Here is a 14,953-nt window from a genome sequence, read left to right on the forward strand (position 1 = left end):
CAGGAAGAACGGCATTGACAGCCTGGACTCCCTCCCATTATGATGGCCGGGATTTAAAAACCAACACAAGGAGACGGACGGTTATGGCAAATCTCATTCTGGACGAACGGGATCAGCGGTTTTTGTTGTACGAGATGCTGGACGTGGAGAGGCTGTTTGACGCGCCGAAATTTGCGGAGTTTTCAAGGGAGATGCTGGATATGATCCTGGAGGAGGCGCGCAAATTCGCCGTAAACGAGATCTTCCCGACCCTCAAGGCGGGGGACAGGGAAGGGTGCAGGCTCGAAAACGGGCAGGTGCACGTGCCTGAGGCCTTTCGCCGCTGCTACCGCCTCTACTGCGAGGGGGGCTGGGGGGCCATGGGGTTTCTGCCGGAGTCGGGAGGACAGGGTCTTCCCCACATCGCCTCCCTGGCGGTCAAGGACTGGTTTGTCCACAACTTCGCTTTTTTTGCCTACCCCGGCCTCTCCGAAGGGGCCGCCCGCCTCATCGAGTCCTATGGAACGGACGAGCAGAAGAAGCGGTATCTGGAAAGGATGGTGGCCGGCGAATGGGGGGGCACCATGTGTCTGACCGAGCCCAACGCCGGGACCGATGTGGGCAACTCGGCCGCCCGGGCCGTTCGTCAGCCCGACGGGACCTACCGGATACAGGGGACCAAGATATTCATCTCCTCGGGCGACCATGACCTCACCGAAAACATCATTCACCCGCTTCTGGCAAGGATCGAAGGGGACGCGCCGGGCACAAAGGGGCTCTCCATCTTCCTGGTGCCCAAATACCTGGTCAACGACGACGGCACCCTCGGCCGGCGCAACGACTATGAGGTGGCCAAGATCGAACAGAAGATGGGGATCCATGGGAGCGCCACCTGTCTGCTCAACTTCGGTGATCACGGCGACTGTTATGCAGAGTTGCTGGGGGAAGAGCGTCAGGGCATGAAGATCATGTTCCAGATGATGAACGAGGCCCGCATCGGCGTGGGCATGCAGGGGGTGACCAGCGGCTCCATCGCCTATCTCCATGCGCTCCAGTATGCCAGGGAGCGGATCCAGGGGTCTTCCATCCGTCATTTCAAGGACCCTTCGGCCCCGCGTGTCCCGATCATACAGCATCCGGATGTGCGGCGGATGCTCCTCTGGATGAAATCCAACGTGGAGGGTATGCGGGCGCTTCTCTATTACACGGCCTTGTGCGGGGACCGGGCCGAGATCGAGACTGACGAGACCCAAAAGGACAAATGGCGGGGGATGGTGGAGGTGTTGACGCCCATCTGCAAGGCGTACAATTCCGACATCGGCTTCCGGGTCACCGAGACGGCGATCCAGGTCTACGGCGGTTACGGATACTGCTCGGAATATCCGGTGGAGCAGTTCCTGCGCGATGAGAAGATCGCCTCCATCTATGAAGGGGCCAACGGCATTCAGGCCCTGGATCTTGTGGGCCGGAAGCTGGGCCAGAAGAACGGGGCCTATTTCATGAACCTGATCGCAGAGATGAACCAGACCATCGCCCGATACCGGGACGTGCCTGAACTGAAGGACCTTGCAGAGGATGTGCAGCAGGCGGTCGGCACCCTGGGCGAGACCGGGTTTTTCTTTGCCCAGTGTGCGGGCCAGAAAGACTTTCTCACTCCTGTCAACCATGCCTATCCGTTCCTCATGATGATGGGCAAGGTGATATCCGGATGGTTACTGCTGTGGGAGGCGGGGGTGGCAAACGAGAAACTGGATGCGCTGAGCCGGGAAAAGGGCGTGGCGCCAACGGACCGGGCCGCATGGGAGGCGTTTATAAAGGGGAGCAAGGATGCGGCCTTTTATGCGGGCAAGGTCTTCAGCGCGAGATATTTCATCAAAAACATCCTTCCTGAGGCAGGGGCCGCGGCCAGGGCGATCAAGAGCAAGGACATGTCGGTGATGGACATCCCTGAAGAGGGATTTGCATCGTAGGCAGGGGGAGAATGACACGCCCTCAAGGGCACAGTGCGATTTGAGGAGGGGATGCCGGTTGCGCCGAGACGTCAATCCCTGTTCGCAGTGACGCCGTGAGGCGTTTTGCCCAATCCCCTTTGGGAGGACCGGAAGAATGAATGAGAAATCAATAAAAGAGGAACCGCGTGATCATCTGTTTCCATTGATGGAGGATCTCGACCGGACCTGCCCGGGACAGCTGGAGGTCCCCACACCGAGAGAGCAGAAGGCCCTGGCCGCCATGCGGGCCATCAAGGATCAGGTCCGGCCGCTCAAGGACCGCCTGGCCGCCATCCAAGGCGCAGGCCGGGATGAAGACGCCGAGGCCATCGGCGTAAAAACAGAGCTGGCCCGCCTGAAAAAGGAGTGGGACCTCTGGGAAGCCGAGCGCAAGGCCGCGGCCAAAGAGCGGATGATCCTCCTGGGGCATGAGGAGGCTGAATAAGGCATCCAGGAATCCGGAAATCCCGACCGCTCCCGGCTCCTTACTCCCCACTCCCCACTTCATACTTTCATACTTCATAATTCATACTTCATAATTCTTACTTCTCACGGGGTCTCTTTGTGGCGATTCACCTCTACTTCAGCAACCGGCTTGAAATACTGGCGGAAAAGTTCGCGGAGATCGTCCGTCTTGAAAATCGGCTGAAAGAGAACATCCTCGAAGGTCCTCTCACCATTGTGCCCAATCAGAATCTGATGAAGTGGCTGCAACTGACCTTTGCGGCCAAGCAGCCGGTATTCATGAATGTGGATTTCCGGTATCTGGAGTTCGGGTTGTGGGACCTGCTGGCCCGGCTCGACCCCCGGGCCGAGCGATTGGAGATGATGGACAGCGGCCATGCGAAGATGTTCCTGTTGCGGGAATTGATGGGCCTGAAGGGAGATGAGCCCTCCCTGAGGCCCCTGAACAAGTACCTCCGGGATCCGGACGGCGGAAGAGGACCCGATTATGCGGTGAAGCTCTGGCAGTTCACCGAGCGGATGGCAGGGCTGTTTGAGGCCTATCAGTTCCATCGTTTCGACATGCTGGAGCAGTGGCGTGACCGGGAATACCGGCCTGAAGGGATGGAGCAATGCCAGCAGGGGCTTTATCTTAGGATGAGAGAGTCAAGGGCGCGATATGTTCAGGCATCCCGAAAACGCCTCCTTTCCCTGGGCGAATATGCCGACGAGGTGCTGGCTGAGACAGGCGGGGAGCCGGGCGCGTCTTCACCCGAAAAATTCGTCCATCTGTTCGGCCTCTCCCAGGTATCTCCCTTCCATCTGAGACTGATCGGCCGTTTGAAGGACCACTACGCGATTTATATCTACAGCCTGAACCCCTGCCGGGAATTCTGGGAAGACATCCGGACGCCCCAGGAGAAGAAATGGATCCAGCGGCGTGCAGTGAGAAAACTTGAGATTACCCGGGAGGAGCACAGCGTGGGGGAACTCCTGGAGGAAGAGGAAAACGAACTCCTGGCCCTCTGGGGCAAACCCGGAAGGGAACACATCCGTCTGTTGTGCCAACTCACGGATTATGATTTCAGCGCCTGCTTTACAAAGGCTTCCGCCCCTTCCAGCGTGCTCGAAGCGGTTCAGCACCGCATCCTCACCCTCTCCACTGAAAAGGAGGCCGGGGATCGGCGGCCTCAGGACCAATCCCTCCAGATAATGGCCTGCCCGGGCATATACCGGGAGGTGGAGACCGTCTACAACAGCATCCTCCATAACCTGGAAGCGGATCCCCGGCTTCAGCTCACCGATATGGCCGTTTTCGTTCCCGATATGTCGGCCTACAAACCGGCCATTGATTCGGTCTTCAACCGGAGGCCCCGGCGGGTGGTGTATAACCTGGTGGACTCGCGGGCGGATATCGAAAGCGTCTATGGTCAGGCCGTGACAGGGATCCTCGACCTGGCCGCAGGACGGTTTTCGCGAAAAGAGGTCTTTGATCTCTTATTGAATCCCTGTTTCATGAACCGGTGGGGGATCCGCTTTGAAGACGTCTCCATATGGTCCGGCTGGGCCGACGATCTGAATATTTTTCACAGCTTCGATACATCGCACAAGGCAAGAAGGGGGTATCCGGCCAATGACGCCTACACCTGGAAACAGGGGCTTCAGAGGCTGCGCCTGTCGAGGATACTTGCCGCCCCTGAAGAAGGTGGGTTCCATGAGGGGCCGGACCCCGGTTTTGGATCGTTTCACGGCCGGGTGCCCTTTCAGGATATCCATACCGGGGACACGGACCTGGTGGAAAAATTTTCTCTGGTGATCGAACGGCTGTATCGCTGCGTGACCGGGCTGGCGGGATTGCGTGGCTCGGGAGGGGAATGGGCCGAGCGGTTTCAGAAGGTCTGCGATGAACTCCTGAGGGTCCCGCCGGATCTGCGGGGGGAATCCGCGGTGCGCTCGTCGCTGGCAGTGGCATTCGAGGACCTGAAGATATATGATTCGCTCCGGACAGGGAACTCCGGGGAAGAGGGGGCGGAACCGGACCTGGACATTAAGATCATCCGGGAATTCGTCACGTCGCGCCTCGGATCCATCTCGGGTGGTTACGGGGATTACCTGACCGACGGGGTCACCATCTCGGCCCTCCAGCCGATGCGGCCGATCCCCTTCAGGGTGGTCTATGTCCTGGGCATGGAAGAGGGGGCGTTTCCCGGACGGGCGGACGCGTCGTCTCTGGACCTCCGTCTTCGGAAAAGACGGATCGGGGATGTCAGCCTCCCCGAGCGCAACCGCTATCTGTTTCTGGAGATGCTTCTCTCTGTGCGCGACAAGCTCTATATCGGCTATGTGGCCAGGGACCTGCAAAAGGATCGCGTGATGCAGCCCTGCTCCGTGGTGAATCAGTTGCGCAGATATGTGGAGGAGGAGATCCTGCTCCAGGGGGAGCGGTTTCGGGTGACCGAGGTCCCGCTCAAGGGGACCAGCCAACGGTATGTTTCAATGGACGCCGTTGATCCTGTATCCGACGTCCTGGTCAATTATTCCCTGGCCGACAGGATCGCCTGTTATCAGGAGAATGATCTGTGGAAGGCTGCGGCGGAAACCGTGCCCGATGCCTTGAGACAACGTCTTCAGGCCTGTTTTCCCGACTTCGGCGTGGATGGCGAACACTCCCGAAAGGGGGACAGGGCGGTTGAAAAAATCATTGCCAGGCATTTGAGAATGTTCCTGGAGGATCCGGTGTCTCAGTGCCTCAAAAGGCATCTGGGCATAACCGAGGAAGAGGCGTCCCTTCGGGAGACGGCCTTGAAGGAGGATGAACCCTTTTATTCTGAATTCCCTCTGGCGTATCATCTCAGAATGGCCCCTCTCAGGCTCTGGCTGGACAGGTTCGCCGCCTCAGGGGTCCCAATGACGGATCTCCACCCCCTGGACGAACTCTGCGACCGGGTGTATGAAGACCTGCGCAGAAGGAGCGCGACCCCGGAGGGGGCCTTTGCCCGACTGGACAGGAAGGCCCTCAAAGAGGACGTTTTTATGAGGGCCGGTCCCCTGAGCCGGCTTATGGCAGAGATGGCATCAGCGGAAGAACCATACCGGGCCTTCTTTGTGGGTGAAGGGACCGGCGAAAGCATCTCTTTGGACAACCGGCTCCCTGTGGAGCGATTTGAGCCGTTGCGTCTCATGGTCGATGTTGCGGATGATCCGGTGAAGACCCTGCAGACCGCGGTGGAGGTCCACGGACAACTCCCCTGGGTCTGGAAAGACCCGGAAGCAAAGTGGCATGCCCTGGTGCTGACCGGTTCCGGAAGGAAACCTGGCGCCGTGCCGGACAGATACATCCTGGAGCCGCTCCTCTCCTGGCTCTGTTGTCTGTCCACCCAAAGCGGCCGCCGGAAGCTGGGGGGTGCGGACATTACCTTTCACGTGGCTTACAGGGAAACCCTGAAGGCCTGGACCTATTGCCTGGCGCCGGATGCTGCCGGGGCCTATCTGACCCTTCTGGCGTCAGCGTATCTGGACCGGAAAAGGCCGGCGTGGCTCCCGTTTGAGGCGATCACCTCCCAGACCGTCAAACCCCATCTGATGGCGGACCATGAGATGGAAGCGGGGGACCGGGAGACATTTTATGCCCAGCTCCGGGAGGCGTATTCCGAAGAAACGGCCTTTCTGGTGCGGCTCGCCGATCCCTGCATCCCCGAGGATGCCCTTGACAGGGCCAGGGAACGGTTCAGGATCTTTTTTCAACACGAGGTCCGGAAACAGCCATGACCTACCAGCCCGTCCATGACATTCACCGGATCCATCTGGGGCGGCACGGGCTTATCGAGGCCTCTGCCGGGACCGGCAAGACCTACACCATCGAGAATCTGGTGGTACGGCTCCTGAGGGAACAGGAGGATGTGGCGCTGGAAAACATCCTCATGGTCACATTTACGGAAAAGGCGGCCTCTGAACTGAAAGTCCGCATACGGAGAAAGCTTGAAGAAATCCTGAGCGATCCGGATCTCGACCCGGCCGCGCACAAGAAGCTTCGACTTTGCGTAGACGAATTCGACAGGGCCGCCATCCATACCATTCACGGATTCTGCCAGGGCCTCCTCAGGGACTTTGCCTTTGAGAACAGCACCCCCTTTCAGAGCGAGGTGATCCAGGACGGCCCTCTTTATGAGACGCTTCTCAAAGAACAGATGCGAAAAGACTGGCCTGAAATCTATGGGGAGGAGCTGGAGGAATTACTTGAGCTGTCCCGGTTCCATGAAAAGAAGGATGATTTTCTAAAGACCGTCACCACCCTGGCAAAGATGCTGAACCAACAGGCGGGAGACAAACTCCTTCCCGATTTGGGGGGAAGGGATTTCAAGCGGATCAAAGAGGAGATCGCCTCGGCCTGGATGTACGTGAGATCCCTGATCGCGCCGGGGTTTTCCGATAGATATGGACAATTGAATTTCAATGCCGCTGCAAAAAAGAACATTCTCGGTAAGATCGTTGTCCCCATTGAAACGCATTTTTGCGGGGGAAAGGAAGGGGTCTTCGATTGTTGTTCTTTTTCCGCGGTAATGGTGCAGATACAGGAGGCCGGCTCCAGCGGAAGAAAAGGCCTGGACTGCCTCATCCCTGAAAAATGGAACAAAGGGGGGGCCAACCTCCATGTGTGTGCTGAGCTCATCCCTGTGAGAGAGGGGCTGGAAGCGCTGAGTCAACGGTTAAGAGACCTTCGCTTTTGCCTGGCAGTGGAGAGTGTTCATCGACTTCAGGCCGACCTCGCCCTGACAAAGGAGGCCCACGGCTGGATCAGCTATTCCGATATGCTGCGTCTTGTGGAAACGGCCCTGTATGACCAAGCCGCGGCCGATCTGCTGACCCGGCTCCGGGACCGGTTCAAGGTGGCCTTTATCGATGAATTCCAGGACACGGATCCTGTTCAGTGGCGGATATTCAAGAGAATCTTCATCGACAGCCCGGTTGCCTCCGGAAACCGGCTCTTTGTGATCGGCGACCCCAAGCAGGCCATCTATGCCTTTCGCGGCGCCGACGTTTATGCCTATCTGTGTGCAAAAATAGAGATGGAAGGACTTGCAGGGAAGGGGAGGGGAGGGGCCTATTCCCTCGCCGTCAACTGGCGCTCCCAGCCCGGATTGATCACGGCATTCAACAGGCTGTTCTGCCGGGACGCATGGTTCATGCCCCAGTCCGCGGCCGGCCCGTTTGATATCGGATATCAGGAGACAAGGTCCCCGGACCCGGCAGACGCCTGCGCAGAGATGGTCGCGGATCCCTCCGGCCGTCCCGTCCTGACCATCGTCGATCTCAGTCTTTCACCGTCTCCAAAGCCGGCCAAGCTTCGACTTGCACGATTCGTGGCAAGGGAGATTCAGCATCTCGCGGGATCTGATATCCGGATCAGGGAAAGGGGCCAGGGGGAGCGGCCCATCGGTTTCGGGGATATGGCCATCCTGGTGCGGGGAAGATCGGATGTGCCTTTTCTGGAAGATGAGCTGAAAAGAAGAAATATCCTTTACGCCTTTTATAAAAAACCCGGGCTCTTTGCCTCTGATGAGGCGGTGTATACCCGGCTGATCTTCCATGCCATTCTGGATCCCGGAGACGGTTCGGCCGTTAAAAAGGGATTGTTGACCCCGTTTTTCGAACGGCAGGTACAGGATCTCTATGCCTATGAGGAGATCCCGCCCACTCACCCGATCAAACAGATCCTCTTCAGGTGGAACGGATACGCCGTGACGCGCAGATGGGGGTATCTGTTCCAGTCCCTCATGGAAGATTCGGGTCTCCTGGCCCGTGGTGCAGGCAAGGCCGGGTGGGACCGGAAATATACCAATTACCGGCAGATCTTCGAATACCTGAAAGAGACGGCCTATCGGAAGAACCTCGATTTCAGGGGATTGTCCGCCCTCCTGGACCTCCATCGAAATGCCTCCTGGGACGCGGATGAAGGGGTGGATATCCACCAGATAGAGACCGAGTCAGGCAAGGTCCAGATCATGACCATGCATGTGAGCAAGGGGCTTCAGTTTCCCGTGGTCTTTGTGGCCGGCGGGTTGACCCAGCCGCCCGCTCACCAGGAAGCATATCATACCTATCACCGTATGGAGGACCGCGACCCCTCTCCCAAGATCACGCGGATCATGGACCTGGGAAAATCCGGGGCCGCCGGAAAATACGAGGCTGAAAAGGCGGATGAGGACAAGCGGCTCTACTATGTGGCCGCCACCCGTGCGCAGTTCAAGCTCTACCTGCCGTTCTATACCTATAAAAACAGCGCCTCCTGGCTCGGCCCGGTATGCACGCTTCTCTCTCCGGCCCTGACAGCGGCGTTTCCCAGAGACGCCGGAGATAAGGATGTGCTCTGGTTGACGGCCGAACATTCCGCCGCCGGCGTGACGATCGCGGATCGGATCGACATTGCCGGGCAGAAGGAGACGGCCCCTGTTGCAGTGGGGTTCGAAGATCTGGTCATCCCGGAGAGCTATGCACAAAGACGGACCCGGGTGGATTCCTTTTCGCGCCTTCACCAGGAAAAGGGGATGGCGGACCGCATCCCGGCCGGAGAAGCGGCCTTTCATCCGGATCAATCGGGAAAAGAGGATGACGAGCCCCTGGGCGCCCCGGACATGGGACCTCTGTCTGAGACGGACCGGTCCAATGAGATCCCCGGCGGGACCGATGTCGGTCTGATGTTTCACGGGATACTGGAACAGATGGATTACGGCGTGGCGTTGAGATCCGGGGACGGGCACACGGATCCCGCCGGCTGTCTCATGGAAGACCCCGGCACCCGGGAGATCATTTCCAGGCAGATGGCGGCCTATCGGGTGGATGGGCGATGGGAGGAGGCGGTCTGCAGAATCCTCTGGAATACGCTGACAACGCCCATTCCGTTGTTTTGCGACGGGTTTACCCTTGCCCGGCTCAAGACCGAAGATCGCCTTCATGAGGCGGCGTTTTACTATGCGTATCCTCTCCTGCCTGACCGGCCCGGACCGGTTACGGGAAGTAAAGGACCGGATCGATTGATTCGGGGCTTTGTGGACCTGATCTTCAGAAAAGACGGGCGGTACTATGTGGCGGACTGGAAATCCAACTATCTTGAAACCGGTTACGGCCAGGAATCGATGGCCAGGAGCATGGCCGAGTCAGACTATCACCTCCAGTGCAGGCTGTATGCCATTGCTGCATTGCGCTGGCTGCGGCAGACCCTGGAAGATCGGTTTATTCCGGAAGCGCACTGGGGGGGCGTGTTCTATTTCTACCTGCGGGGCATGGGCGGGGCCGGGGGAGAGGGCATCTATCATATCCCGGCCGATCAACTGGGGCCCCTGGAGCGGCTTGAGAAAGAGACGCACGGGATGCTGCATGCCGGCTAGATGTGGGTTCGTTGGGTTTGTTGAGTTCATCGGGTTTGTTGAGTTTTTGTAAGCTTTCAGCTTTCAGCTTTGAGCTTTCAGCTTTGAGCTTCGAGCCTTGAGCTTTTGGATCGTTCATCGCTGATTAGCGAAGGTAGGTCTCAACAGCTTAACAGCTTACCAGCTCAATCATACTTTGCGCCGCATTGAAGGAATTTCATGAAACCATTGATCAGAGAAGCACAGCAGCTGCTGGAACGGCTCTCAGGCCTCGGCATACCGGCGGAGGACGCCGGGGCGGATATCCAGGATATCTATGCCGCATCCTGGAAACTGGAGCTCCCCCTGATCGACTATATGACCCTCCGCGATCTGGTGGAGCTGGGCGGATGCCAGGAGGACGGGCCGCTTGCGGCCGTGCTCATGACCCTGTTCAGGGCCCTGCAGGAGGGGAGTCTCTGCATCGATCTTGAAGAAGAGCGCCTGTGCGCCGGTCTCATGAGATTCCTGGAGGCCGGGCAGGCAGGGAAAATGGCAACCGCCTTTCTCAGCGGCCTGTCAAAGGATATGTACAAGGCGCTCATCACAAGAAACAGCGACGACTATCTGCCGCTGGTTTTGTCTGCGACCGGCAATAGAAGCCTCCTCTATTTTCAGAAGTTCCATGTCCATGAACATATGTTGAGAAAAAGGATGGAGGCCCTGCTGCAGGCACAACCGTCGATCCGGATCCCGGAGAGCGACATTGACGCTTTTATTGACGGGATTTACTCCCCTGAGCACGCTATCCGCGTTGGAAAGGAGGGGAGGCCGATCGAGCGGGATGCGCAACAGGTGGAGGCCCTCCGGATGTCGCTTAAATCGCAGTTCGCGATTATCTCGGGCGGCCCGGGCACCGGCAAGACCTCCCTGATGGTCAACATCCTCCGCTGCCTCCTGCGGGCGGGGATCAGGGCCGGGGAGATCCTTCTGGGCGCGCCCACGGGCCGGGCCGCACAGCGGATGACAGAAGCGGTGCAACGCAGTATCAACACCATTTCCTCGCCTGGAGAGGGGGAGAGGGAACTCCTGGATCTGAAAGGAAGCACCCTTCACAAGCTGCTGCGTTACCGCGGCGCGCACCATGACTTCTACTACGGCGAGACCAACCCCCTTCCCGCATCCGTCATTATTCTCGACGAGGTCTCCATGGTGGACGTGATCATGATGGAGCGGTTTCTAAGGGCCGTGGACGCGTCCAGGACCCGGCTGATCTTTCTGGGGGACAAGGACCAGCTGCCGTCCGTAGAGGCGGGGGCCGTTTTTGCCGAGATGATTCCCGACGGCACGCGGGCCGAGCGATTCAAGGATCGCCTGATCGTCCTCGATACGGTTTATCGTTCCGGAAAAAATCTGCTGCATTTGGCCGGACAGATCAATCAGGGGATGTTTCCGGAATATGCGCCTGTTTCCTTTGCGTCGGCCCTTCACCTGGCAACGGACCGTTGGGCCGTGGTCCCGGATGAGGGGGTGAGGGCGTGGAGAGAACACCTGCGACTCTGGGTGGACCATCATTATCTGAGCCCGGTGGATGACGACGGGAGGGATTACACAGGACTGGCATCGGAGGCCGGCGGCATGGAGGTGGGGAGTCTCCTTCACGCGGATTCGGGAAAGGAGATCCTGGGTCGGCTCTTTGAGCGGGTGGAACAGGCAAGGATCCTGTCACTGGTGAGAAACGGCATCTACGGGTGCAACGGCATTAACCAAGAGATCGCCGGGCGCCTGGGGGCTGCGGTCGGAGAGCCGGCCTGGATGGAAAGGGGGTATTTTGGAGGGGCGGTGATCATGATCACCCGAAACGATTATGCAAAGGCGCTTTTTAACGGAGATGTGGGCGTGGTGATCAGGAACAGCGATGGGGCATACCGGGCCTTTTTCCCCCGTTTCGGAACGTACATCGCCTTTTCCATGGATATGCTGCCCCCCTGGGAACTGGCCTTTTCCATGACCGTTCATAAGAGTCAGGGCTCGGAGTTCGACGATGTACTCCTGGTGCTCCCGCAGGATGACACCCACCGGCTCCTGACCCGGGAGATCGTCTATACAGGGGTCACCCGGGCCAGGAAGCGGATCATCATTCATGGGACGGAATCGGTCCTGAAAAACGCCCTCAAACAGAAGATCGAGCGGCAGTCAGGGCTGGAATGGTAACTTCCGGATGACCGGCGGTCATCATCATGCAGCCGGCACCCATCATTAACTTGACGCGTTTCATTATGGTTTCTCCTTTGTCGTGGAACTTTCAGGGCCTCCACCGGTTGTCCCGGTCCGACCAGGATTCTTATGATTCTTTTAAACTATAAAACATTTATTGATTCCGCAACGGCTCAAAAAGGTATTCCAGACCGTTGATTTTGATCTCATAAACCATGCGCAACATTTCCCCCAGTTGTCCGGCCGGAAATCCTTTCCGGGCAAACCAAACCATATAAGTCTCAGGGAGGTCGATCAACCGCCGCTCCTTATATTTGCCGAACGGCATCCGCATCCTGGCCAGTTTAAGCAAGACCGCCGCGTCCGGTATGCACTCATTCTTTTCGTTCATTTAATCCTGGAAACCTCCGTCTTTTCCCTTGCCGATTCCATCCGTGACACATCACGTCACGGCAGTCGCTTTGTGAAGTCTATGTAAGCCTCCCTATAGCGCTTCTTGAGTTCAGACTGAAATTCCTTAGCGCTGACGTTCAGTTTCTCAAGTCGTTCGGCGGTATATTTGAGGGGGAAGTGTTTCTCCTTAACGATTTCGAGCACCAGTTCGTCAGGTGGAGGCCTTTGATGGAAGCTTCCTTCTTTGAGATCCTCATATCCCGCAAATTCACAAAGTCTCAAGAAGGCGAGGTACTTTTCCATAAGTTCAGGGTGTGCGAGATATCCATACTCATTCATTATAGACCAGACTCGATAAAAGGTAACGTCACTAACAATTGTTGCCTGCCCGTCGAGCGTGGCTATCGTTAGGGGTTGGTACAGTTTTGATAACCTTTGCTCCTGGAGTTCCCTGATATGCCCTTTCCACTCCTTTGCAGGGATCAACCAAAGTTGGAGAATTGCAGTGGTCGCTATTGAAACGAGACCTCCCAGTATGACAGCCAGAAGTGGGGTCCAGAAACTTCTTCCCCTTTCATTTTTCACTATTCAACCTCCCTATCCCGGGTGTTGTTTACAGACGCAGGATATTGGCTCAGAACATCTGTGGCCTCTGTAGGCTTGATTCCCAGCGTGTTCCGCTTTTAGATGATCCTCTATTGGTGGCGGGCAAATACCACCCTTAGGTCCGAGACAAACAGGGTGACGAGTGGCCCTTGTTCCACCTGGATAGTCCATTTGCGCCAGTCCCGGTTGTCCGGGATTATTCTTGTCGATAACCCTATCGCCGGACGAAAAGGGGATCTGATCCTATGACTGGTCGATGTTCATGGGCGTATCCCGGTCAGTCAGGCCCGCCCCCGTCCCTTTGGCTTTGAATTCAGTTCTGGAGAACAAGGCCCTGGCAAAACGTAACGTTCAAGTTTACAAGTTGGGTACGTCCCGGATTCTCTCCACGTCCCGGACTCCCTCATACCCTTTCCATTTGCCAATAATGTGAAAGAACCCTGGGGATCTATTTCGGATTTCCGTCCCATTATCGTCTCATGTTGTTCTCAACTAATTGATATATATATCTTTTATCGTATCAGTCGGTCTCATAAACGTTTTGTCCATAATCCAAGATATAATAGGTTCCACGGCCGGAACCGTGCACCTTGACCAATCCGTCCCTTACTAACTTGGATAGGCGTCTGTTCATGGTGGCCTTGGGAATAGAGAATGCCTCCAGAAATTCTCTGATGGAGGCCTGCTTTCTGTGAGAGAGCCACTGACAGATTTCGGCGTCTTTTCTGGGAATGCCCAACGTCAAAAAGGAAGAATACAATTCAACTCTGAAAGCATTTATTGTCGGCAGAAAGCGAGGTGCAGGTAGATGTCGAGCGGCCAGCTCGGCCCTCATCCGGTAAATGCCACTCCCGAGCCGCTCTACATAACCCATTCGATAGAATATGTCGGCAATCAGTCGGTTACGGGGAACCGCGCGTGTTCCAAGCTCCTCCAGGGACAGTCCATCTGGAAGACCGCCTGGATTGCTAACCTCTATCCGTCCCGGATGCATATGAATATAGATATGAGTCGTGTCAGCAAAATAATCACGGTGCGTCAATGCATTCAAAACGGCTTCACGATACACGGCTTCAGGTATTTCGGGATACTCCTCACGCGGACCTGCTTTCACGATTCGGTAAGCCACTCGCAGGTTCCTCCGAATAAATCCAACGGCGCCGTTGAACTGTTCCACCAAAGTCCCATCGGCATCAAGTCGATCGAGCACATTTGCACGGGTTTCATCAGAATAAAGGGCACAGGTTGCATAGGTTTCGGGATAATATTCTTGAGGGTTTAGGCCGAAAAATAACAAGGCTGCCCGTGTCAAGAGTAACCGATTCTTCTGTTTCTGGGCTAATCCCAAATTGATCAAGAGATCTCTGGCCCTGGTCGATCCAGGCAGGCCACGGATTCGCAGGAAGTCTTCGATTTTCTCATGGTCCAGAACATCCTCTGAATCAGTGCCCTGTTCCAACTGTTCATCAAAGCGGACTTTGTCGCTTCTGATTGCAAAACGGAGAATCTCATCTCTGCTGAGGTGCTGGGAGTTGGGACCAATCCGCAAAAAGAAACACTCATTGCAGCAGTAAGGTTTGTCTTTGCCTTCGGGGACTACAATCTCAATAACTGGGCCATGTGAAATCAACCGGATGGATATCCTGGGATCACAGTTATTGGCGATATCCTGTATCTGGCTTCTCAAACGGTTGGAAACGTCAACGCCAACAATCTGTCCGTCATCCGTTATTCCGACAAAGATGGAACCGCCAGATGCATTGGCGAAAGCAACCATCTCGCTGGCCAGATGGGAAGGTTTGGCCTTGAATTCAATCTTTTGACCCTCCCCCTCCGCACAAACGATTTTCAATATGTCTCCACCAGCCATACCTTACGCATTCCCAATATGTTTTCGGCAACTGCGAGCAAGCCTTTGCAGATCTCTCAGCTTTCCAAAGTGCCCATCCCTGAGACGGTTTTTAATTGAACCTACGCTAT

General features: G+C 56.6%; 8 protein-coding genes. 5 read left to right on the forward strand and 3 right to left on the reverse strand.

The genetic code is table 11. The features are described 5' to 3' along the window. Positions 1–83 precede the first annotated feature (83 nt). From K9N21_21005 to recD, 5 genes are all read left to right on the forward strand, one after another. Complete coding sequence (locus tag K9N21_21005; protein ID MCF8146394.1) at positions 84–1,949, forward strand: acyl-CoA dehydrogenase; 1,866 nt, start codon at positions 84–86, stop codon at positions 1,947–1,949. 136 nt (positions 1,950–2,085) lie between these two features. Continuing rightward, positions 2,086–2,415, forward strand: a complete 330-nt coding sequence (locus K9N21_21010) for a hypothetical protein (GenBank protein ID MCF8146395.1) — start codon at positions 2,086–2,088, stop codon at positions 2,413–2,415. Between the two features lie 119 nt (positions 2,416–2,534). Then, positions 2,535–6,182 carry an exodeoxyribonuclease V subunit gamma gene (locus K9N21_21015; GenBank protein ID MCF8146396.1) on the forward strand — a complete coding sequence of 1,216 codons (3,648 nt, stop codon included), beginning with the start codon at positions 2,535–2,537 and terminating at the stop codon, positions 6,180–6,182. Beyond that, on the forward strand, positions 6,179–9,799 hold the full coding sequence (locus K9N21_21020) for a UvrD-helicase domain-containing protein (protein MCF8146397.1): 3,621 nt from the start codon (positions 6,179–6,181) through the stop codon (positions 9,797–9,799). Before K9N21_21015 ends, K9N21_21020 begins: the two co-directional genes overlap by 4 nt. A gap of 198 nt (positions 9,800–9,997) precedes the next feature. After that, positions 9,998–11,971, forward strand: coding sequence for an exodeoxyribonuclease V subunit alpha (gene recD, locus K9N21_21025; protein MCF8146398.1), 1,974 nt, complete (start codon positions 9,998–10,000; stop codon positions 11,969–11,971). A 157-nt stretch (positions 11,972–12,128) separates the two neighbouring features. Here the strand turns inward: recD and K9N21_21030 are convergent, their stop codons facing one another. The 3 genes from K9N21_21030 to K9N21_21040 all read right to left on the reverse strand — a co-directional run bounded on the left by K9N21_21030 (position 12,129) and on the right by K9N21_21040 (position 14,825). Continuing rightward, positions 12,129–12,365 (reverse strand): DUF3820 family protein, encoded by a 237-nt coding sequence (locus K9N21_21030; GenBank protein MCF8146399.1) that lies wholly within the window; start codon positions 12,363–12,365, stop codon positions 12,129–12,131. Positions 12,366–12,421: 56 nt separating this feature from the next. Beyond that, positions 12,422–12,952 carry a hypothetical protein gene (locus K9N21_21035; protein MCF8146400.1) on the reverse strand — a complete coding sequence of 177 codons (531 nt, stop codon included), beginning with the start codon at positions 12,950–12,952 and terminating at the stop codon, positions 12,422–12,424. Positions 12,953–13,493: 541 nt separating this feature from the next. Beyond that, a complete protein-coding gene (locus K9N21_21040) occupies positions 13,494–14,825 on the reverse strand; it encodes a putative DNA binding domain-containing protein (GenBank protein ID MCF8146401.1) in 1,332 nt (443 codons plus the stop codon). Positions 14,826–14,953 lie beyond the last annotated feature (128 nt).

It is taken from the genome of Deltaproteobacteria bacterium, from assembly GCA_021737785.1.
In the GTDB taxonomy this organism is placed as follows: Bacteria; Desulfobacterota; DSM-4660; order Desulfatiglandales; family Desulfatiglandaceae; genus AUK324.

Excerpts from the sequence above, each read along its gene's own strand:
- K9N21_21010 (MCF8146395.1), top strand. The coding sequence starts at position 2,086 with ATGAATGAGAAATCAATAAAAGAGGAACCGCGTGATCATCTGTTTCCA.
- K9N21_21020 (MCF8146397.1), top strand. The coding sequence starts at position 6,179 with ATGACCTACCAGCCCGTCCATGACATTCACCGGATCCATCTGGGGCGG.
- recD (MCF8146398.1), top strand. The coding sequence starts at position 9,998 with ATGAAACCATTGATCAGAGAAGCACAGCAGCTGCTGGAACGGCTCTCA.
- K9N21_21030 (MCF8146399.1), bottom strand. The coding sequence starts at position 12,365 with ATGAACGAAAAGAATGAGTGCATACCGGACGCGGCGGTCTTGCTTAAA.
- K9N21_21005 (MCF8146394.1), top strand. The coding sequence starts at position 84 with ATGGCAAATCTCATTCTGGACGAACGGGATCAGCGGTTTTTGTTGTAC.